We start from the raw sequence: 20,370 nt of genomic DNA, 5'->3' as shown, positions 1-20,370 counted from the left end.
CGGGGGAGGGGGCGCTGTCAGTTCAGTCGACGAATTTGCCACGCAAATTGGCGGCGCGAAACTCCAGGGATTGTGCGCGATAACCCTGGCGAATGGGCGGCAGGGCCAGGCAGTCCTGCCACTGGGTACCGGGCTGCAGTTCGGACGGGCCGAGGTAGCGTGGATGGTCGTAGCTGGGCTGGGCCAGGTTGATGGTATCGCCGGGGCGGAAGGCCTGGACCTGCCAGGCGAAATCGCGCAGCACCGCGTCGTCGCCGTTGCGCACGCGGATTTCCAGTGGACGGTCGGCGGGGCAGGTTTGCGGGGCGTAGGTGAGCTGGATATCGAGCCGGGCGAAGCGGTGTTCCTCGCCGCGTTCTTCCCAGAGCACCCAGACGGCGATCAGGGCGACGCCAAGCACGGCCGCCAGGGACAGCGGCAGGGCCTTGGCCGGGTAGCGCAGCAGCAGGACCAGCCAGGTCAGGAAGAGAACAGCGCCAATGAGCATGGAAAGACCTCCGTGAGGCCTTCCATGCTAGCAAGAGCGCCCACGGCCGCCGAGGGCGATGTAGGAGCGAGCTTGCTCGCGAAAGGTTGCCCCTTCGCCAGCAAGCCGGCTCTTACAGGTCAGCGGGCGATGCTGTGTACGGTAGCGGACTGCGGGGCGCGACCGTAGACGTCATCCAGACGCTCGATGTCGTCTTCACCCAGGTAGCTGCCGGACTGCACCTCGATGATCTCCAGCGGGATCTTGCCGGGGTTGGCCAGGCGGTGGACCGAGGCGATCGGGATGTAGGTGGACTGGTTTTCGGTCAGCAGGAACACCTTGTCGTCGCAGGTCACCTGGGCGGTGCCGGAAACCACGATCCAGTGCTCGGCGCGGTGGTGGTGCATCTGCAGCGAAAGCTGTGCACCGGGCTTCACGGTGATGTGCTTGACCTGGAAGCGGCCGCCCATGTCCACCGAGTCGTACGAGCCCCAGGGGCGGTACACGGCGCAATGGTTCTGGGTTTCGCTGCGGCCGTCGGCGTCCAGCTTGTTGACCAGTTTCTTCACGTCCTGCACGCGGTCCTTGTGGGCGATCATCATGGCGTCCTTGGTCTCGACCACCACCACGTCGTCCAGGCCGATCACCGAGACCAGCTTGCCGTTGCCGTGCACCAGGCAGTTGTGGCTGTCCTGAACTACCACGTCGCCCTTGGTGACGTTGCCGTTCTTGTCCTTCTCGTGCACTTCCCAGATGGAGCTCCAGCTACCCACGTCGTTCCAGCCGGCGGAGAGCGGTACCACGCAGGCGCGGGCAGTCTTCTCCATTACCGCGTAGTCGATGGAGTTGTCCGGGCAGCAGGCGAAGGTGGCCGAGTCGATGCTCACCGCGACGCCGTCGCGCTTGCTGCGCTCCAGGGCCAGCAGGCAGGTGTCGTAGATGTCCACATCGTGCTGCTTGAGTTCTTCCAGGAAGCGGCTGGCGCGGAACAGGAACATACCGCTGTTCCAGAAGTAGTCGCCGGATGCCACGTACTCGCGGGCCCTGTCTTCGTTCGGTTTCTCGACGAACTGCGCCACGCGGCTGATGCCTTCCGGCAGGGCGCCGTCGGCTTTGCTGCGGATGTAGCCGTAACCGGTTTCCGGGCGCTCGGCGGGTACGCCGAAGAGCACCATCTCGCCCTTCTCGGCGGCGCTGGTGGCCAGTTCCAGGGCTTGCTGGAAGGCTTGCTGGTCGCGCAGTACGTGGTCTGCCGGGAGCACCAGCATCAGCTCGTCACGGCCCTCGGCGACCAGTTGCATGGCGGCGATCGCTACTGCCGGCGCGGTGTTGCGGCCGAAGGGCTCCAGCAGCATGGCCTGGGGTTGCAGGCCGATGGCATCGAGCTGCTCCTGGACGATGAAGCGGTGATCCTGGTTGGCCACCAGCACGGCCGGCTGCATGCCTTCGAAGCTCAGGCGCTGAAGAGTCTGCTGGAACAGGGTCTGGTCGCCGGCGAGGGCGAGGAACTGCTTGGGATACTGTTTGCGCGAAAGAGGCCAGAGGCGAGAGCCGCTACCGCCAGAGAGGATCACGGGAATCATGGGTGTTTCTCCTAACTCAGTCATGGGTTGTAGGCGCTGCTTCCACAAATCACATTTCTTTCTTTTCCCACCCTCTGCGGGGCGGGTAGGTACCGGCGTGGTTCAATCCGCGCCGGTTGTTTCTTCGTTGCTAATCAGGACTCCGCCGGGCGCTTGACCCAGACAGGAGAGAGCTTGCCGCCGCTGCCGGTGATGTAGAGGCAGACCACTTCGCCGCGCTGCAGCGAGACGGGCTTGAGGTCGCTGACCTTCTTGTCACCGTCGAACAGGGCGAGGCCGACTTTCACCGGATTGATCTCGCGCTCGCCGCGACCCTGCGGGGCTACGTCCGCCACGACTGGCGTCTTGCCGTCGGCAGTCTTCAGGGTGAGCTTGGCGTCCGACAGGTTCTGTACGCGCAGGAGGGCCTTCTGCTTGTTTCGGAACGGCGGCTCTTCCACCAGCTGCGGGTCTTTGCCGGTCTGGTTGACCAGGGTGTAGTAGCGGTCGGCCTCGAGTTTCACCGAGAGGTTGCTGCTGCCGACCTGGGCGCTGTAGTTGCCTGGCGGGAGGAACTTGAAGTCGCTGGAGCCGAGCGGCGGAACGTCGGTCAGTGCGGTGTTGCCGACGTTGACGCTGAGCTCGTTACTGGCGGCGTTGTAGGCGCGGACGAAGGCGGAGCCCTTGGGCGCCTGGGGGCCGTACAGTCCACCTTCGTTGGCCTGGGCGTGCAGGGCACCGAGGCCGAGCACCAGGGCGCAGGCATAAGACGTCCAGCTGCGGTTGTTCTGTCGGTTCATGAGGTGTACCTCCATCTTCTCTCTTGATCGGGCCGTGTCCGGCCCTGTGTTCCCGTTCACGGGGTATTCAGTTGCCCGAGCGCGAAGCCAGGCGTTCGTCGGAACCCACACCCTTGCGCAGGCTGGCGACCCATTCGGGGTCGAATTCGGACAGGTCGCTCAGCATCGGCAGGTAGCGTTCCGGGAACTCCCAGATCACCAGCTGCGGCGGGGCGTCCTTCAGTTCGTCGCTCCTGAGGTACTTGAGCATCGGCAGGATCGGGCCGTGGCCGTCCTCCGCGTGGTTCACCAGGTCGCGCTGCAGTGACTGGCGCAGGGCGCCGGCGAAGTTCCAGCGGTCGTTGGCGCTGTAGCTGGTGCCCACCAGCACGACCGGTACATCGTTCTCGGCGAACAGGGCATCGTCGCCGGCGTTCGCTTCGTCCTGGCTGCGGGTGGCGCGCTTCTGCAACTGGTCCGGGGCCGGCATCAGGTTTTCGAACAGCGGGTCCAGGGGCAGGAAGCGGGTCAGGTCGCCCTTGTAGTCCTCATTCCCCACCACCTCGGTGACGTACTGCTGCGGAGTGCCGCGCAGGCTCATGGCCTGGCCCACCGCCTGGCCCAGGCGACCGGCCACCACTTCGGCGCCCAGCGGGGTCCAGTGGGTGTCGGTGCGCAGGAAGACCTGGCCCTGGTTCTTGGCGTCTTCCAGCGTGGCGAGCAGGTCCGGGGCGGTGATCCCGGCCTTGCGCGCGGCACCACGGAAGCGCTCATAGAGGTCCTGGCGCAGGGCAGTGGGGGTGACCTCGCCGACGTGCTCGGGGTAGAGGCGCGATTTGGACGGGATGATCGCCAGTACCAGTTCCACATTGTGCCGCGCCAGCTCGTCGCGCACGCCCTGGATCAGCGCAAGGTTGTCGCGGACCTGACGGGAGCCGTCGGCTACCGGGTCGAACTCCTCGTCCGAGTAGAGCCAGCCGTCCTGGCCGATGACTACGCCCTGGCGGCCTTCGCCGAACAGCTTGTAGTCCACCAGGGCCCAGAGGTTGGTGCCCAGTTGCTTGACCGGGAATTCCTCGTCGTAGCGCTTCTCGAAGGCCAGGGCCAGCTTGCCATCCAGCACGCTGGTTTCCTTTGCCACGGAGAAACCGAGGATCGAGCGCATGGACCACAGGCTCAGCGCCAGCAGCAGGCCGCAGAAGAGCAGGATGTAGAGCAGGTTCAGGGTTCTGTTCATGGTCGGTTCCACTCAGAACTGGAAGTACAGGAAGGGCGAGAAGCTCTGCGCCGAGAGCTTCAGCACCGAGGCGGCGAACAGCAGGAGCACAGCGGCGTGGAAGGCCAGGGCGCCGATCTGTATGCGGGCGCGGGGCAGGGTGGCGCTGCCGTCGGCATTGATAGCGATGCCGTCGTCGTCCTCACGGGCCTTGGCCTTTGGCGCGCCAGCCAGTGGCTGGGCATAGAACTGACGGATGCCGCAGATGACCAGCACGACGTAGGCCAGCACCAGGGTGGCGATCTGCAGGCTGGTGAGTTGCGCGCGGTTGAGCTCGGAGAGCTGCCAGTCACCGAAGCTGAACATGGCGGCATACATGCGCCAGGCAACATCCAGGTTCTCGGCGCGGAAGATCACCCAGCCGATCACCACCAGCAGGAAGGTGAAGACCCACTTCAGCGGGTTGATCGCGCGGGGCGCGGCGTTCACGCCCAGCGCGCGTTCGATGGCCAGCCAGGCACCGTGCCAGGCGCCCCAGATGATGTAGGTGAAGTTGGCGCCGTGCCAAAGGCCACCCAGCAACATGGTGAGGAACAGGTTGCGGTAGGTCTGGAAGGTGGTGCCACGGTTACCGCCCAGGCTGATGTACAGGTAGTCGCGCAGCCAGGTGGAGAGGCTGATGTGCCAGCGCCGCCAGAACTCGGTGATGGACTGGCTGATGTAGGGCTGGTTGAAGTTCTCCATGAAGCGGAAGCCCATCATCAGGCCTAGGCCGATGGCCATGTCGCTGTAGCCGGAGAAGTCGAAGTACAGCTGCGCGGTATAGGCCAGTGCGCCGAGCCAGGCATCGCCCGTGGTCGGGTCGGAGAGTGCGAAGCAGTGATCGGCGATGGGCGCAATGCTGTCGGCGATGAAGACCTTCTTGATGAAGCCCTGCATGAAGCGCGTGCAGCCCTCGGCGAACTTGTCCACCGTATGGGTACGGTGGTTGAACTGGTCCACCAGGTCTTTGAAGCGCAGTACCGGGCCGGCGATCAGGTGCGGGAAGATCGCCACGAAGGCCGCGAAGTCCACCAGGTTGCGCGTGGCCGGGGTGTCGCCTCGGTACACGTCGATGATGTAGCTGATGGATTCGAAGACGTAGAAGGAAATCCCGATCGGCAGCAGGATGTGCGTGAGCACGAAGGGCTCCAGGCCGAAGGAGGTGATGATGGCGTTGAGGCTGTCGACGCCGAAGTTGGCGTACTTGAAGTAGCCGAGGACGCAGAGGTCCACCACTACGCCGAGGAGCAGCCATTTCTGCGCTGTTTTCGTGCGCACCCCGGCTGCGCCGATGCGCAGGCCGATCCAGTAGTTGAACACCGTCACCGCAGCGAACAGTGCCAGGAAGTCGATGCGCCACCAGGCGTAGAAAATGTAGCTGGCGACCAGCAACAACAGGTTTCGATAGCGTGTCCCGACCAGGTAGTACAAGCCGAGGAAGATCGGCAGGAACAGGAACAGGAACACGTTTGAAGAAAAGACCATCCGAGTCTCTCCGTTGAACGTTTGATTTCTGGCCCGCCACGTTGGGGCGGGGGCGTTTTTCTCCCCTCTCCCATTGGGAGAGGGGCAGGGGGTAAGGGATGTTGGGCTCCGCGTGGAGTCCGTCCGCCCTCACCCCAACCCTCTCCCAGGGGGAGAGGGGGCTGTCCGAGCGGGGGTTTAGCTCCCACCCTCCTTCTTCGGATGGAACACCTGGGTCACATCCCCGCCGAGGCGGAAGGTCTTGTAGGGCCCCATCTCCTCTTTGCGTTCGAGGGTCGCGGCCGAGCATTGGTAGAGCGAGCACCAGGGCTCCAGCCAGGCAAACTTGGCGTGTTTCTTCAGCTCGCTCATGTCCTGGTCGTTGCCGGTCTTCTCATCGAAGGCTTCCTGGTCATCCACGCCGGCGATCACGTTCTCGCCGAGGCGGCGCAGGGCGCCGTCGTTCGCTTCGCGCAGGTCCACGCCGTTGGCCTGGGCGAAGGCCGCGATCATCGCCAGCGGTGGCAGGCTGTAGTTGTGGTAGGCGAGCGCGCGCTGGCGGCGCTTGAGTTCGTTGGGCAGGAAGCCGTCCTGGTCGACCTGGCCGGCGGCGACGCGGAACTGCTGCACCGACCAGTCGAAGAGGTCCTGGCGATTGGTCGCCACGGCGGTGGCCATCACCGACCAGGCGGCCCAGTAGGAGTGGTTGTTGATCTTCTTCAGCGGCAGGTCGCTCCAGTCGTGGACGACCTGGTCGGCAAGGCGCGAGAACCAGGACTCGATCATCCGGGTCTGGGCGCGGTAGGGCGCCAGGGGCTGCGACTCGGAGAACTTCAGGTGCAGGTAGGCCGAGGCCATGCTGCCCAGCGCCCATTTGCGCATCGACTTGCCGGTGTGGTTGTACTGGGGGCTCAGCAGCGCATTCGCCTGGGCCCAGCTGCCCAGCCACTGCAGGGAACATTCGAGCTGGGTGCGTTGGCCCTTGCGCATGTACTCCATGACCATCTTGCTGATGCCACGCTCCATCTCTGTGATGTCAGCGGTCTTCTCGCGGAAGGCCTTTTCCGCGTTCGGGTTGAGCGTCGCGCGGGCCTTGTCGGAGCCTTCGTACTTGCTGCGGAACTCCAGCTTCGCGGTATAGGGCGTGGGTGGCGCCTTGCAGGTGCCGGCGGACTTGGCGTCGATATCCACAGGGGCGTAGTAGCCCCTGGGCGGCACCAGGTCTGCGGCGTGGCCTTGCCCGGCGAGCAGGATCCCCGCGAGCAGCGGAGCGATCAGCCAGGGTCTGGTAGTCATGGGTACCTCCTTCCTCACTCGGCCTTGGCCGTGAGGTTGTCCCCGCCCTTGCCGGAACGCGCGCAGAGGCTGACCTCGACGCTGAGATCCTGGGGCATTTGTTCGGGGCTGTGGATTTCCAGGGCGAGCATGTTCAGATCGGCCCAGTCGGGGTCGTTGCGCAGCTCGAAGGCGTAGCGACCACCGGTATCGATGCGGTCGCTCTGTTCCAGCTTGAAGTTCTCGCGTCGGCCGTTGAGGTACCAGATGGTGGTCTTGAGGTCGTGAATGGACGGATCGCTGAGTCGCAGGTCCACCTGGTAATCGCCTCCGCGCAGGTCACGCAGTGGCGCGCCCTTGCCATTGACCAGTACCTCGTTGGCGCCAGGTTTGAGCGTGACTTTGTTCTTCAGCACCGCCGTCCGGCCTTCGCAGCCGTTGTTCACCATGGGCACGGCCTGGCGGTAGAAACTCGCTTCGGCCATGTCGTAGTGGGTGGCGAATTCCCAGACCAGGACCTTGGGCGGGTTCTGATGGAACTCCGGGCTGCTCATGTACTGCATCAGGGCGCTTTCGAAACCGCCGCCACTGACCGCCATGTTGAGCACCTCGGCACCGGTGTGCTGCTGCAGGAATCCGGCGAAGTTGTAGGCCGGACCGCTATTACTGGTGCCCACCAGGGTCACCTTCGGGTTGGATTCGTCGCCGAACAGGCTGTCGCCGCCATCGCCCGCCGCCTCGGTTTCGTAGCGGTCGACGTACTGGGTGGCATAGCCGGTGCCGCAGAACTGGGCCGCGGTCTTGTGCAGGGTGCCGGCCTTGGACAGCAGGCCCACCACCTTGCTCTGGTAGTCCTTCTTCGGAATGTCGCTGAAGCCGGGAATCTGGTTCAGGGTTTCGGCGACAAGCGCGGCGGTACGGTCGGCGCCGGCCGGCGTCCAGTGGTGGTCCGCCTTGAAGTAGTAGTCGGTGCCCACGCCCTTCTCATCGAAGAGCGGCGACAGGTCGGTGACCCAGATGCCGGCCTTGCGGAAATGGTCGACGGCAGCCAGGTAGTTCTTCTTTGCCAGCTCGTAGTTGAAGTGGGCCTTCTCTTCGGGCGTGAGCTTCTCGCGGTTCACCAGGCCACGGGTGGGCTGGTAGACCACCATCAGCTCCACACCCTTGGCCTTGAGCGCATCGCGCAGACGCTTCAGTTGGCTCCAACCGAAGGGGGTGGTACCGAAGTCGGTACGCAGATCGTACTGGGTCCGGAACAGCCAGTCGCCCTGACCCTGAACCAGGGTGGTGAAGAAGCTGAGGTACTTGGTGTTGTAGTTGGCCGGATTCTGCGCTGCGGCGCAGAGCGGCCCGGTGCGCTGCACGCTGAACTCGGGCGCGGCGTGCGCACCTTGGGCGGCGGCCAGCAGGGCGGCTGCAAGGGCCGAAGGGGTGAACCATTTGCGGGAAATTCTGGGCATGATCGGGTACCTCAATCCTGGAGTTCGGCCTGGGTTTCGACGGGGTCGATCAGCACCGCTTGTTTGCGGCGCACCATCAGGTCGAGGATTTCGTCCTGCTTTTCGCCGAGGATGCCGGCGAAGCTGATACCGGTGGATTTGCTCGGCGCGAGCAGCTCGACGCGGTACAACTCGACCGACAAGGGCGAGTCGATGGATAGTGGGCTGGAGCCGTTGCCTGCGAGCTTGCCGCCGACCAGGATCAGCGAGACCTTGGTGTCGAAGGGGTCGAGCTTGATGTTGCGGTCGGTGTTGGAGAGGTCCTTGATGTGGCCATACACGCCGGTCAGGCCGTTGGCCGCGGAGAGGTTCTCGTACAGACGGATGTTCACGCTGTTGCGCACGCGGATGCCGTGGCGCTGGTTGCTGAGGATCTTGTTGCCCCAGAGCAGGTTGTTGGAGCTTTCGTAGATGGTGATGCCGTCGGAGTGGTTCTGGTACACCTCGTTCCAGGCGACAAGGTTGTTCACCGAGTTACGGTCGATCACGATGCCGGAGAGCTTGTTGTCATAGCTCTTGTTATTGATGATCCAGCTGTCGTCCACCTCACGGGAAATGATGATGCCGTGCTTCTTCTTGGTCCCGAAGACGGTGTTGTGGGCGATGACCAGACCGCTCGATCGGTCGTGCGGGTCGATGCCGTAGACGATGTTGTCGCGGTAGGTATTGCCTTTGATGACCACGTTCTCCGCTTCGAAGCAGTAGAAGCCGTACCAGTGGTCGACGAACTCCGAATCCAGCAGCCAGCCGGTCGGCGCAGGGCGCTTCAGGCGCTTGGCCTGGCCTGGCGTGTACTGGGTGATGGAGACACCGTAGGACTTGGAGTTGTCGTAGCCGAGGCTTGTGACCTTGCTGCCGACGATGTACAGCTCGCTGCCGCCCCAGGACACCAGGAACGGGCGGAACTCCTCGGGCTTCTGGAACCAGGCCGGGGAATTGTTCTTTTCGTTCCAGGCGGTGAGCTGGGTGCCGGTGATGAACAGCTTGCCGTCGTTGACCAGGAACGCGCCGCGCTCCTGGGACATGCGGAATTCCCGGGTCTCCTTGCCGATCTGCAGGCTCGCGCCCTGGGCCACCACGATTGGCAGGCGGGCGATGTAGACGCCCGGCTCGGTTTCGCTGAACTGGCTCTCGGGAAGCGCCTTGGCAAGGTCTTCCGGGGTCACGTAGCCCCCTTCGACGAAGATCGCCTGCGGCATGTTCTGCTGGCGCTTGACCCACTCACGCAGACGCTCGTCGCCGCCGATGAAGTCCTTCAGCGCATCCTGCTGGAGCATGCGCCTGACCGCTACGTGGCCGCGGGTGGCGCGATCGATCTTCGCTTCCACCGCTGCGGCGGTGTAGCCAGACAGGTCTGGCGCCTTCGGCGTATCCATGTGCAGTTGTTCCACCGGCGCGGTGGAAACCGTGTAGTTCTTGGTTTCCTTGAGCTCCTGGGTCGGTTCCGCACCTTGTACCCAGGGTGCGGCGAACTGCAGGGCGCCGAGCACGACGCCGCCCATCAGCATTGTGGTTCCCATGCTGCGTTTCATGGCTGTTCCTCCCTTGCGCCGGATGCTCATCAGAAGCGCCAGATGAAGTCGACGAAGGCGCGATGCATGAGCGAGTCGGTGCCGCTGGCATAGGCATCGCCCGGCTTGAACACGCCGCCACGGAAGCGCACGAGGGCGGAGCGCTCGTCCAGGTGTTCGGCCATGGAGGCCGGCAGCAGGCCCTGCTTGAAGTAGCGGGTGACCACCAGATCCATCTCCTGGCCGATGTCTTTCTCGCCGTCTTCCAGGGGCGCGATGATTCCGCTCTGGCCCACGTCCTGGTTGTCGTCCACGCGCCAGAAACGGTGGTAGACGACGCTCGCGTCGTAGTCCTCGCCCATCTGCCAGGAGGTGAAGGCAGTGGCCACCTGGAGGTTGCTCAGCTCGCCACGGAAGGCCTCGCCGAAACGGTGCATGCGGGCTTCGGTACCGGTGAAGTTGGAGCGGTTGCTTTCCAGGCCGGTCTGGCGGAACTGCTCGGAGCTGTCGTCATCGCCGCCGCCACTGCCCCGGGCGTAGGCGCCGCCGACCTTCCACTGGTCATCGATATTCCAGCGCAGGCCGAGATCCAGTGCCCAGGCGTCGACGTCGACGTTGCGCTTGCCGCTGGCGACGTTCTGATTGCCGACGGTGGTCTGTTGCAGTTCGTCTACATCGCCGGTCAGCCATGTGGCCTGGGCCCAGTAGTTCAGCGGCAGGGTGGAGCGCCGATCGAAGAAGCCGCCGTCGGCTTCCAGGCCCAGCCAGGTCAGGTCGCCGGTGGTGCGCTTGTCGAGTTCATCGACTTCCTCGCCGACGTTGGGCAGGTCGCCGTTATCACGGCTGTGGTGCAGTTTGGCGCCGACCCAGTGGCCTGGTTGCCACTGGGTGGAGATGTCGCCGAAGAAGTGCTGGCGGTCCTCGTCTTCAGGGGCCAGTTCGTCGATGTCGGTGCGGTACTCGCTGAAGCGCTCGGCGACTCCGGCATGGGCACGCAGCAGGGTGGTGTCGAAGCTCCAGCGCAGGGCTTCGATATTGGTGTCCCACCAGGTGCCTTCTTCGCTGCGCACGCGCTGGCGACCGAAGCGCAGGTGCTCGCCCGGGTAAGCGGTCAGGCCGCCGTAGTCGACCCAGAACTCGCGCATGGCCAGGTAGCTTTTGTCCGGCTCGCGGCCGTTGTTGCGCTGGCCGGCATCGGCTTCGATGTCGCTGGATTCCAGGGTGTCTGTTTCGACGATATCGGTGGCGGTAACGGCCTGGCCCATGGCGAAGGCGCTCCAGTCGCCACGCTCGCCATAGACCCAGGGACGCAGGTCGAGACCGATACCGTTGACGTCGCCACCGTCGCGGGTGCCGAGGTCGCGGTCGTCTTCGGATTGCGCGGTGATCTTCACGTCCAGGCCGTAGTTCTTGCCGTTGGGCTCTGCGGCGTGGGCGATGCTCGCGGCCAGCAGGGACAGGCCGAGGCCTGCGCGGATCCAGGGTTTGTTGTTCATCGTCGGTACGGGTCCTTATTGGGTCTGCATGGCCTGCATCTGGGGCGTGCCAGGTGCGGCGGCGCCACGTGCTGCGCGTTCTTCACGCAGCAGTTGTTCGGCGCGGGCGCGTTCGGCGGGCGGCAGCTGCTGATCAACGCGCTGGGCAAGTTCCAGGGCCTGCGGGGTGTTCTTGGGCAGGGCCAGTTGGCTGAAGACGTAGGCATTGACCAGGTTCGGCTGGATGCCCTTGCCCTGGGCGTACATCTGGCCCAGCGCGAAGTCGGCATTGATCTGGCCGTTGCGTGCGGCACTGAGCAGGTGCTCCAGGGCCTTGTCCGGGGCGATGTCGCCCAGGTAGCCGCGCAGGTAGATCTGGCCCAGCAGATAGTTGGCGGTGGGCTCGGTCGGGGCCGCCTTGAGCAGGTGTTCCTCGGCCTTCTTCGGATCCAGGGGCACCAGCTTGCCTTCGTAGTAGAAGCGGCCCAGCAGGAGTTCGGCGCGGGGCTGGGAGGCGGCGCGACCCTTCTCCAGGTAGCCCAGCATCTGCTCGGTATCGCCCTGGCCGGGGTACTCGTACAGCAGCTTGGCCAGGCTTACCCAGGCAGCGGGGTAGGTCGGTGCCACGGCTTCGAGCATTTCCTGGGCCTTGCCTTCATCGGGCTTGCCGATATCGGCGTCGGCCAGTACCTGAGCCACTGATTCCACGCGCTGGGCGGGAATGCGCCCGGCCTTGTAGCCGGCCATCAGTTGGTCCAGCAGTTTCTGCTGGGCTTCGGCATTGCCTTGCTTCTGATAGACCGTGGCCAGCTCGACGTAGCAGACGTCGGCGACCGCCAGGTTGCGGGCACAGATCTGTTCGATCTCGCCCAGGTGCTGATCGTAGGTACCCTGGGTGCGATAGACGAGGATCTGCGCCAGGTCTGCCTGGATGTGGCCTTCGGCGCGCCACTTGGCGATACGTGCTGGGACGTTCACGGATGGGAAGTCCTGCGGGTACTGCAGATAAAGCATCACCAGCGGTAGCAGGCTGCTTTCTTCACCGGCTTCGAAGGACTCCTCCAACAGTTGCGCGGTTTCGCGGCGCTCGGCCTGACTCAGCGCAGTCTTGCGCGCCAGCAGTTTGCCAAGGCGGGCCTTGGCGCGGGGCGACTGGTCCATGGCCTGGCGATAGGTCTGCTCGGCCTTCTGCAATTGCTCCGGATCGCCACTGGCGACCTGCATGTCGGCCAGACCGACCGCGGCATCGGCATAACCGAGATCGGCCAACTGGCGGAAGTTCTGCTCGGCAGTGGTGCTGTCGCCGCGCTTCAGGGCCTCGCGGGCGAGGCGTTCGTCCGGAAGTCCCGCGCAGCCGGCCAGGGCGATAGCCGCGGCCAGCAGCAGGACGGGGGTGGCGTGATGGGCCATGGTCGCGCCCTCCTCAGAAGCCCGCGGCCAGGGCGCGGTCGATCAGCCAGTCGAGGGACGGGCCGCGATCGATGCTGACTTCCACCGGCTGGCCGGCGAAAGTGCTGGGCAGCGGCTCGTCGGGCTGGATGGTGGCGCGGATGTCGGCGGACATGCTGCCGTCATGCAGGTTGCTGCTGAGGATCTTGCCGTGGCGCACCTGATCTTCGCCGGCGACCTGGAAGGTGACGCGGGCACCCGGTTTGGCCTGGGCGATGTTGCGGAAGGGGAAGCGCGCCTGGATGGTGGCCTGGGTGTCCTGGGGCACCAGTTCGAAGATCACGTCGCCCTTGCTGGCGAACTGGCCGTCGGCCACGAGCTGGCGCGCGATCTTGCAGTTGCAGGGGCTGGTGAGGGTGCCCTTCATCTGCTTGCCGAACAGTTCTTCGACGTTCTTCGGAGTGAGCTGGTCGTCGGTCAGGTGGCCCTTGAGCATCTCCAGCATGGTGGCGTTGAAGGATGCGATGGGCGCGCCTTTCTCCACGCTGGCGTCGGCGCTTACCAGGCTCTGTACCGTGCCTTCGCGGGGCATGGTGACCTGCATGGAGGGCACTGCCACCATCGCCGAGTCAGCGTGGGTGACGAAGTACAGGCCGTACAGTGAGTTGAGGATGTAGGCGAAGGCACCGACGCCAACGACGAAGATGCCGGCGCTCAGGCCGACTGCCTTGAGGCGGGCGAGGGGGCCCATGCCGCCACCGGCGCCACCTTTGCGCGGTTTAGTGAAGTTCTCGCGCTGCAGGGTGTTGAGCAGGTCGCCGGCGCTGACCAGTTCGCCCGAGAGGTGCGAGCTGATGAGGTAGCGCAGGGTGGCGATGTCGCGCGGCTGAAGGCCATGGAAGACGCAGCCGACGCGCTCGTTGCGCGAATCCACGGCGCGTACCTGGAACTCCACGTCCAGGCCCAGGCTGAGGCCGTCGATCTGGAACATCAGGCGGCCCTTGTGGTGGTCGCCGATGTTGGCGCTGGCGCGGCCGGCGGTGAAGGCGAAACCTCCGGCGGACACGTCCAGCAGCGACGCTTCGAAGCGTTCGCCACGGGCGATGTAGCGGATCTTGCCGGGGATTTTCACCCGCGCGTGCTGGCGCTGGGCTTCGGATTCATGCACCACATTGAGATTGACGGCTGTATTCATGGCTTCGATTCCTGTCAGGTTCCTTGTGCTCACACGATCGCCAGCAACGTGGCGATGAATACGCTGGTTGCGGAGAAGGTCATGGCGCGTGAGGACCAGGTGTTGAACCAGCGCGAGAAGCTCGCGAGGTCACGGTTGAGCTTGGTGTTCTGGCGGGTCCAGGACTGCTGGTCGAGGCGGAAGAAGACGTAGATCTTCACCAGGGCCCCGACGATCTGGTTGTAATAGAGGATCAAGGGGTAGGCCGGTCCGATCCGGTGCCCCGTAATGCTGAGCAGCAGGGTCAGGACGAAACGGGTGAGGCCGATCCACAGGAGGTACACCAGCAGGTAGGCGATGCTGTACTTCAGGCTGGCGATGATGGCCACGGCCAGACCCAGCAGGCAGGTCCACATCGACGCACGCTGGTCGGCCAGCACCACGGTGGTGAACCAGCCGAGGCGACGTGGGCCGAGCGCGAGGGCGCGGGAGTTCTGCCGCAGGTTGTTGCCGTACCAGCGGAACATCAGCTTGCGGCTGGCCTTGATGAAGCTCTTCTCCGGCGGGTGCTCGACGGTGTTGATGGCGGCATCCGGAACGTAGAAGGTGTCGTAGCCCAGGCGCATCAAGCTGTACCAACTGGACTTGTCGTCACCGGTGAGGAACTGGAAACGACCCAGACGCCAGTGGTCCAGGTGATCGCTTTCCACGTCGGCGATGAAGTCCGGATCGGTCACCACGCTGGCACGGAAGACCGACATCCGCCCGGTCATGGTCAGCACACGCTTGGAGAGTGCCATCGAGCACATGTTGAGGTGGCGCTGGGCGAACCGCAGCTTGTGCCACTCGCTCATGATGTAGCTGCCGCGTACCTCGCAGAACTCGTTGGTGGTCAGGCCGCCGACATTCGGGAAGAGCTTGAACCAGGGCACGGTCTTCTTCACAACGCCTTCGGCCAGCACCGTGTCGCCGTCGATCACCGCCACGACCGCGTTCGAGTCCGGCAGTTGCCGCGAAATGGCGCGGAAACCGTAGGCCAGGCCATCGCGCTTGCCGGTGCCGGGAATACGCACGAAGTCCAGCTTGACTCGCGGCGGCGGTGCGAGCTTCGTCCAGAGGTTCTTCACCAGCAGCTCATCGGACAGCTCGACGATGGAGCAGACAACAGTGGTCGGGTAGCCGCAGTCGATGGCTTCCTGGATCACCGAGCGGTAGACCATGGCGGTGGTCAGGGCCTCGATGCGGAAGCTCGTCACCATCAGGAATACGTGGGACGGGTCCGCTGCGTTGCCGAGTTTGGCCAGGCGCCGCTTGTACCAGGGGTAGACGAAGTAGAGGAACAGCGTGCCGCGCACGAAGTGCAGGGCGCCCATGGAATAGCGCCAGATGCCCACAGCCCCGATCAGCAGCAGGAAGTGCTTCGAATCGGGGTCGAATACGGACTTCGGCAGTGCCAGTGCCAGCAGCATCAGTGCGAGGAGGTAGAACAGCCAGCCCGAGGCTTCGAGCAGGCCATGCTTGATCTTGTCCATAGAGTCGTCCTGGGATCGTTGCGGATGCCCCCTTCCCGAGGGAAGGGGGCAGGGCGCTCAGAACCTGTTTACGATCTCGCGAGCTAGAGAAGAACAAGGCGAAAATGGTTGAGGAAGCGGAATTTACGAGTGGTAAATGAGCATTACTCGCTCTGCTCGCCCTTCGGGCCGCGCTAAAGCGCGTTAGCCGCAAGCGGCTTTCCGAAGCCATTTTCAACGCAGTTATTCCGACGCGCAGCGGATCGCAAGCAGGTTCTTACCAGCAGATCCCCTCGGCGTTGCCTTGGGTGCCCTTGGGCATGAAGCCCACCAGGTCGATCACCTGCTTGCCGGCTGGAGCCTGTTGGGCCAGCGGGGCGAACAGCTCGTCACGGTTGCCCAGGACGATGATGTCGGCCTTGTCGACCACCGAGTCGAAGTTGCTGTCCAGCAACGAGGACACGTGGGGGATCTTCGACTCGATGTAGTCCTTGTTGGCGCCGTGGACGCGGGCGTACTCGACGTTGCGATCGTAGATGCTGAGGTCGAAACCCTTGCCGATCAGCATCTCGGCCAGCTCCACCAGGGGGCTTTCGCGCAGGTCATCGGTACCCGCCTTGAAGGACAGACCGAGCAGAGCGACCTTGCGCTTGTCATGGCTGGAGATGATGTCGAAGGCTTTCTGTACCTGGCCGGCGTTGCTGCGCATCAGCGAGCCGATCAGCGGGGACTCCACGTCCAGCGAAGTGGCGCGGTAGTTCAGCGCACGCACGTCCTTGGGCAGGCAGGAACCGCCGAAGGCGAAGCCGGGACGCATGTAGTACTTGGACAGGTTGAGCTTGTTGTCCTGGCAGACCACGTCCATCACCTCGCGGCCATCGACGCCAACCGCCTTGGCGATGTTGCCGATCTCATTGGCGAAGGTGACCTTGGCCGCGTGCCATACGTTGCAGGTGTACTTGATCATTTCCGCCACTTCGATGTCCTTGCGGATGATCGGGGCGTCGAGCTCGCGGTACAGGGTTTCCAGGACGTCGCCAGCAGCCTTGTCCAGCTCGCCGATGACGGTCATGGGTGGGTAGTCGTAGTCCTTGATCGCGGTGCTCTCGCGCAGGAACTCGGGGTTCACCGCTACGCCGAAGTCCACGCCGGCCTTCTTGCCGGAGCAGTCTTCGATGATCGGGATCACCACGTTCTTCACGGTGCCCGGCAGCACGGTGCTGCGGACTACCACGGTGTGGCGATCGGCCTTGTCGCGCAGGGCGAAGCCGATCTCGCGGCAGACGCCCTCGATGTAGTCCAGCGACAGGTCGCCGTTCTTCTTGCTCGGAGTGCCGACGCAAATGAAGGAAACCTGGGTATCGCGAACGGCACCGGCGACATCGGTAGTTCCGCGCAGGCGGCCACTCTTCACGCCTTGCTGCAGAAGTTCTTCCAGACCCGGTTCGACAATGGGCGATTTGCCATTGTTGATCAGGTCGATCTTGGTCTGAGAAACGTCGACACCGACAACTTCATGACCACGAGCAGAGAGGCAGCCGGCGCACACTGCACCAACATAGCCCAAACCGAAGATGCTGATTCGCATCGTATTCACCTCGTCCTTTAAGCACGCTGTTTAATATGTGACGTTAGTGTCACTTCCGTTTGCACCTTTATGTCGCAGTTGCAACTTTAAAGTGCACAGGCATGAGTAATACCGGACGCCAAAGTTAGGGCGCCTGAACTGGGCATGTCGTATTGCTTGCCCGGGTAGAGTCCTGAGCTGATCGCCGCGTGGGCTCTGGCTCGTTGGTTTTGTCCAGTAGGTCGAGTTTGTTGCGCTTCTCCTTAACTAACTTATTTGGCTTTCGCCAGATAAAAACTACCCCTCGGCTCGCGCCGATAGTTTTCAAGGCAGTTTGAGATCACACCGAAATATGGTGTGAAGAATTAAGTCACGGGGGTATGAGTGTCCATCTTTTCGGATAGTTCCTACCGTTCGTCCCTGATTTTGCTTATTGCAGTTTTTTGACTACGCCCCGTGTAAGGCTCGTGGCATTCTCAGAGTTGGCGCGCCCGGGAAAAGTTCCAATCATGCAGTTTGCAATTTATCGGTGATTGCATTTTGCAACTTGGCCACTATCGCGGGGCAACTTGGCCACTATCAAGAAAACAAGTTGGCCAGTATCAAAGGCAAACTTGTGCCACGCATATGATCTTGAAGTGATATTGAAATTGCGATGGCCATTGAATGGCATCGCGCAGAGGTAGGGGTGCGCTGCGCACATCAGCGGATCTTGCGCCGCGAGGGAATGGGAGCGGTGCGCATGGCGCCCCTGGGAATGCGCGAGGCACAAACGAAAACCCCGCCGGATGGCGGGGTTCGTGGGGTCAGTCCTGGGGCTGGTCTCGCAGGAACACCAGGCTGTCAGGCTTGGAGTGCTCCGCCGAGTAGCGGTAGCCCTGATAGCTGAAGTCCTTCAGGCCGGCGGGGTCCTGCAGGCGCTCCTTGATCACGTAGCGGGCCATCAGGCCGCGGGCCTTCTTGGCGTAGAAGCTGATGATCTTGTACTGGCCGTTCTTCAGGTCCTTGAACTCGGTATCGATGATGCGGGCGTTCAGGGCCTTGCGCTTCACCGAGCTGAAGTACTCGTTGGAAGCGAGGTTGAGCAAGATGTCGTCACCCTGGGCTGCGAGGGCTTCATTCAGCCAGCCGCTGATGCGCTCACCCCAGAAGGCATAGAGGTCCTTGCCGCGGGCGTTTGCCAGCTTGGTGCCCATTTCCAGGCGATAGGGCTGCATCAGGTCCAGCGGCCTCAGCAGGCCATAGAGGCCGGAGAGCATACGCAGGTGCTGCTGGGCGAAGTCGAAGTCGGCCTCAACGAAGTCTTCGGCGTTGAGGCCGGTGTAGACGTCGCCCTTGAAGGCCAGCAAGGCCTGCTTGGCATTGCCTGGAGTGAAGTCCGGGTGCCAGCTGCCGTAGCGCGCGGCGTTGAGGCCGGCGAGCTTGTCGGACAGGTGCATCAGCTCGGCGATCTGCGCGGGACTGAGTTCGCGCAGTTGCTGGATCAGCTCCTGGGCGTGATCGAGGTACTCCGGCTGAGTGAAGCGCGAAGTGACCGGTGGGGTCTCGTAGTCCAGGGTCTTGGCGGGGGAAATCACCAACAGCATTGAATCGTCTCCTTCGGGAACGGGACGATTCTAGGGATTTGCGTCGGTTGGCTCCACCTATCCCGCCGATAGGCAGGTTGGATGCAGGCGCGGATTCGCCGCCAAGGTCAGAAAAATCGGGAAAATTCGGGGGAGGGGACTTTCGACTTTAACGGGCGCTTTCCTACACGCCAAGGGCTTTTTGTCTTGCTGTGAAAAAAGACTCGTACAGGCAAAAAAGTTCTTTTTTCTGTCATCCCGAATGGAGTATTAACAAATCAGACCGCCGAACCCTGCAGACAGGTGGCGGCCATCGGCCCTCACCTTGTTGGCACCTTCTCCCTACCGGTACGACCCGGAGCGGGGAGGTCGGCGGCCCTCCGCGGCGGAGCGCCTCCTTGGCATTCCGTCGCCTGGCCCTATAAGAAGGTGACCGAGTATGGATGACCACGGACGCTCCCGCCCTACCGCTCCAACCTTGTACGCGCTCGACACCAACGTCCTGATCCACGATCCCAACGCATTGTTCAATTTCCAGGAACACCACGTGGCCATTCCGATGACCGTGCTGGAGGAACTGGACAAGCTGAAGACTGGCAAGCAGGGTGTTGCCGCTGAATGCAGACAGGCCATCCGTAACATCGACAAGATCCTCAGCGGTGCCACCCCTGAGGAAGTGGAGCACGGAGTACCCATCCAGCGAGAGAAAAGCGGCCCCTGCGGCTTCCTCTCGATTCTCATGAGCAAACACGCAGCTCCCATCACCTGGCTGCCTGAAGACCTCAACGACAACAAGATCATCAACCAACTGGTGGAGCTGAAGAGCCGCAGGCCGGGCATGTCCGTGGTGCTGGTGACCAAGGACATCAACATGCGCCTGAAAGCGCGCGCCTGCGGGATCGACTCGGAGGACTACCACACCGACCAGTTGGTGGATGATGTCTCCCTGCTGTCCCGTGGCTACCACGACATGCCTGGGTCGTTCTGGGATCGTGTGAGCAAGGTGGAGACGCGCCAGGACCATGGACGTACCTGGCATCGTGTGCAGCTCACCGACAACCTGCCGGCAGTGCACGTCAACGAGTTCATCGTCGACGAGCAGGGTTTCGTGGGCTGGATCAAGGGCATCAAGGCCGATGAGCTGCTGATCCTCGACCTGCATCAGGAACCGCTGTTACACCAGGAAGCCTGGGGCTTGCGTCCGCGCGACGTGTACCAGGCGCTGGCGCTCTACGCGCTGCTTGACCCGGATATCCATCTGGTCAACCTCAGCGGCGCGGCGGGTTCGGGCAAGACCATCCTGGCGCTGGCCGCTGCCATCGAGCAGACCATGGTCAGCAAGCGCTACCGGCGCATCATCGCCACCCGCAGCGTGCAGGGCCTGGACCAGGAAATTGGCTTCCTGCCCGGTACCGAGGCGGAGAAGATGGAGCCCTGGCTGGGTGCGATCACCGACAACCTCGAAGCCCTGCACATGGATGATGAGAACACCCATGGCAGCGTGGACTACATCCTCAGCAAGGTGCCACTGCAGTTCAAATCCCTGAACTACATCCGTGGCCGCAGCTTCCAGCAAAGCCTGATCATCATCGACGAGTGCCAGAACCTGACGCCGCACCAGATGAAAACCATCATCACTCGTGCGGGCACCGGGTCCAAGGTGATCTGCCTGGGCAACCTGGCGCAGATCGATACCCCTTACCTTTCCGCCCCCAGCTCGGGCCTGACCTACCTGACCGAACGCTTCAAGGACTTCCCCCACGGCGTGCACATCACCCTCCAGGGCGTGCCGCGTTCCGTGCTGGCCGAGTACGCCGAAGCTCATATGTGACCCTCGACTCCCGCCGGGCGGCAGCTGCCGCCCGGCGGGGATTT

At 63.3% G+C, this 20,370-nt stretch carries 15 protein-coding genes; 1 reads left to right on the top strand and 14 read right to left on the bottom strand.

Annotated features, from left to right (window positions below):
* Positions 1-22: 22 nt before the first annotated feature.
* The 14 genes from D6Z43_RS13945 to yaaA form a co-directional block, all read right to left on the bottom strand.
* Positions 23-487: a multidrug transporter gene (locus tag D6Z43_RS13945; protein ID WP_120652772.1), complete on the bottom strand. Its 465-nt coding sequence runs from the start codon at positions 485-487 to the stop codon at positions 23-25.
* Positions 488-606: 119 nt separating this feature from the next.
* The gene (locus D6Z43_RS13940) at positions 607-2,049 is read right to left on the bottom strand and encodes a mannose-1-phosphate guanylyltransferase/mannose-6-phosphate isomerase (protein WP_120652771.1); all 1,443 of its coding nucleotides are present in this window, start codon (positions 2,047-2,049) and stop codon (positions 607-609) included.
* A gap of 134 nt (positions 2,050-2,183) precedes the next feature.
* Positions 2,184-2,828, bottom strand: a complete 645-nt coding sequence (locus D6Z43_RS13935; protein ID WP_120652770.1) for an alginate O-acetyltransferase AlgF — start codon at positions 2,826-2,828, stop codon at positions 2,184-2,186.
* Positions 2,829-2,895: 67 nt separating this feature from the next.
* Positions 2,896-4,044 carry an alginate O-acetyltransferase gene (locus D6Z43_RS13930; RefSeq protein ID WP_120652769.1) on the bottom strand — a complete coding sequence of 383 codons (1,149 nt, stop codon included), beginning with the start codon at positions 4,042-4,044 and terminating at the stop codon, positions 2,896-2,898.
* A gap of 12 nt (positions 4,045-4,056) precedes the next feature.
* Entirely contained in the window at positions 4,057-5,550 is a 1,494-nt protein-coding gene (locus D6Z43_RS13925; RefSeq protein ID WP_120652768.1) for an MBOAT family protein, read from the bottom strand.
* Positions 5,551-5,727: 177 nt separating this feature from the next.
* On the bottom strand, positions 5,728-6,825 hold the full coding sequence (locus D6Z43_RS13920) for a mannuronate-specific alginate lyase (RefSeq protein ID WP_120652767.1): 1,098 nt from the start codon (positions 6,823-6,825) through the stop codon (positions 5,728-5,730).
* 14 nt (positions 6,826-6,839) lie between these two features.
* Positions 6,840-8,264, bottom strand: a complete 1,425-nt coding sequence (locus tag D6Z43_RS13915) for an alginate O-acetyltransferase (protein ID WP_120652766.1) — start codon at positions 8,262-8,264, stop codon at positions 6,840-6,842.
* 11 nt (positions 8,265-8,275) lie between these two features.
* On the bottom strand, positions 8,276-9,835 hold the full coding sequence (algG, locus tag D6Z43_RS13910; protein WP_371924222.1) for a mannuronan 5-epimerase AlgG: 1,560 nt from the start codon (positions 9,833-9,835) through the stop codon (positions 8,276-8,278).
* Between the two features lie 29 nt (positions 9,836-9,864).
* Entirely contained in the window at positions 9,865-11,310 is a 1,446-nt protein-coding gene (locus tag D6Z43_RS13905) for an alginate export family protein (protein ID WP_120652765.1), read from the bottom strand.
* 15 nt (positions 11,311-11,325) lie between these two features.
* On the bottom strand, positions 11,326-12,699 hold the full coding sequence (algK, locus tag D6Z43_RS13900) for an alginate biosynthesis TPR repeat lipoprotein AlgK (protein WP_120652764.1): 1,374 nt from the start codon (positions 12,697-12,699) through the stop codon (positions 11,326-11,328).
* A 13-nt stretch (positions 12,700-12,712) separates the two neighbouring features.
* On the bottom strand, positions 12,713-13,873 hold the full coding sequence (locus D6Z43_RS13895; protein WP_120652763.1) for an alginate biosynthesis protein Alg44: 1,161 nt from the start codon (positions 13,871-13,873) through the stop codon (positions 12,713-12,715).
* A gap of 29 nt (positions 13,874-13,902) precedes the next feature.
* Complete coding sequence (alg8, locus tag D6Z43_RS13890; protein ID WP_120652762.1) at positions 13,903-15,384, bottom strand: mannuronan synthase; 1,482 nt, start codon at positions 15,382-15,384, stop codon at positions 13,903-13,905.
* Between the two features lie 256 nt (positions 15,385-15,640).
* Positions 15,641-16,951, bottom strand: a complete 1,311-nt coding sequence (algD, locus tag D6Z43_RS13885) for a GDP-mannose 6-dehydrogenase (protein WP_120652761.1) — start codon at positions 16,949-16,951, stop codon at positions 15,641-15,643.
* 785 nt (positions 16,952-17,736) lie between these two features.
* Positions 17,737-18,516 (bottom strand): peroxide stress protein YaaA, encoded by a 780-nt coding sequence (gene yaaA / locus D6Z43_RS13880; RefSeq protein ID WP_120652760.1) that lies wholly within the window; start codon positions 18,514-18,516, stop codon positions 17,737-17,739.
* Positions 18,517-18,934: 418 nt separating this feature from the next.
* Between yaaA and D6Z43_RS13875 the strand changes: the two genes are divergently transcribed.
* Positions 18,935-20,326 (top strand): PhoH family protein, encoded by a 1,392-nt coding sequence (locus tag D6Z43_RS13875; RefSeq protein WP_120652759.1) that lies wholly within the window; start codon positions 18,935-18,937, stop codon positions 20,324-20,326.
* Positions 20,327-20,370: the final 44 nt, after the last annotated feature.

This window comes from Pseudomonas sp. DY-1, from assembly GCF_003626975.1.
Classification (GTDB): Bacteria; Pseudomonadota; Gammaproteobacteria; order Pseudomonadales; family Pseudomonadaceae; genus Metapseudomonas.
Note: the sequence above shows the minus strand (reverse complement) of the source record. Positions and strands in the feature narration are given on the sequence as shown.

Coding starts and splice junctions, on each gene's coding strand:
- D6Z43_RS13945 (WP_120652772.1), bottom strand. CDS start 487: ATGCTCATTGGCGCTGTTCTCTTCCTGACCTGGCTGGTCCTGCTGCTG.
- D6Z43_RS13940 (WP_120652771.1), bottom strand. CDS start 2,049: ATGATTCCCGTGATCCTCTCTGGCGGTAGCGGCTCTCGCCTCTGGCCT.
- D6Z43_RS13935 (WP_120652770.1), bottom strand. CDS start 2,828: ATGAACCGACAGAACAACCGCAGCTGGACGTCTTATGCCTGCGCCCTG.
- D6Z43_RS13930 (WP_120652769.1), bottom strand. CDS start 4,044: ATGAACAGAACCCTGAACCTGCTCTACATCCTGCTCTTCTGCGGCCTG.
- D6Z43_RS13925 (WP_120652768.1), bottom strand. CDS start 5,550: ATGGTCTTTTCTTCAAACGTGTTCCTGTTCCTGTTCCTGCCGATCTTC.
- D6Z43_RS13920 (WP_120652767.1), bottom strand. CDS start 6,825: ATGACTACCAGACCCTGGCTGATCGCTCCGCTGCTCGCGGGGATCCTG.
- D6Z43_RS13915 (WP_120652766.1), bottom strand. CDS start 8,264: ATGCCCAGAATTTCCCGCAAATGGTTCACCCCTTCGGCCCTTGCAGCC.
- algG (WP_371924222.1), bottom strand. CDS start 9,835: ATGAAACGCAGCATGGGAACCACAATGCTGATGGGCGGCGTCGTGCTC.
- D6Z43_RS13905 (WP_120652765.1), bottom strand. CDS start 11,310: ATGAACAACAAACCCTGGATCCGCGCAGGCCTCGGCCTGTCCCTGCTG.
- algK (WP_120652764.1), bottom strand. CDS start 12,699: ATGGCCCATCACGCCACCCCCGTCCTGCTGCTGGCCGCGGCTATCGCC.
- D6Z43_RS13895 (WP_120652763.1), bottom strand. CDS start 13,873: ATGAATACAGCCGTCAATCTCAATGTGGTGCATGAATCCGAAGCCCAG.
- alg8 (WP_120652762.1), bottom strand. CDS start 15,384: ATGGACAAGATCAAGCATGGCCTGCTCGAAGCCTCGGGCTGGCTGTTC.
- algD (WP_120652761.1), bottom strand. CDS start 16,951: ATGCGAATCAGCATCTTCGGTTTGGGCTATGTTGGTGCAGTGTGCGCC.
- yaaA (WP_120652760.1), bottom strand. CDS start 18,516: ATGCTGTTGGTGATTTCCCCCGCCAAGACCCTGGACTACGAGACCCCA.
- D6Z43_RS13875 (WP_120652759.1), top strand. CDS start 18,935: ATGGATGACCACGGACGCTCCCGCCCTACCGCTCCAACCTTGTACGCG.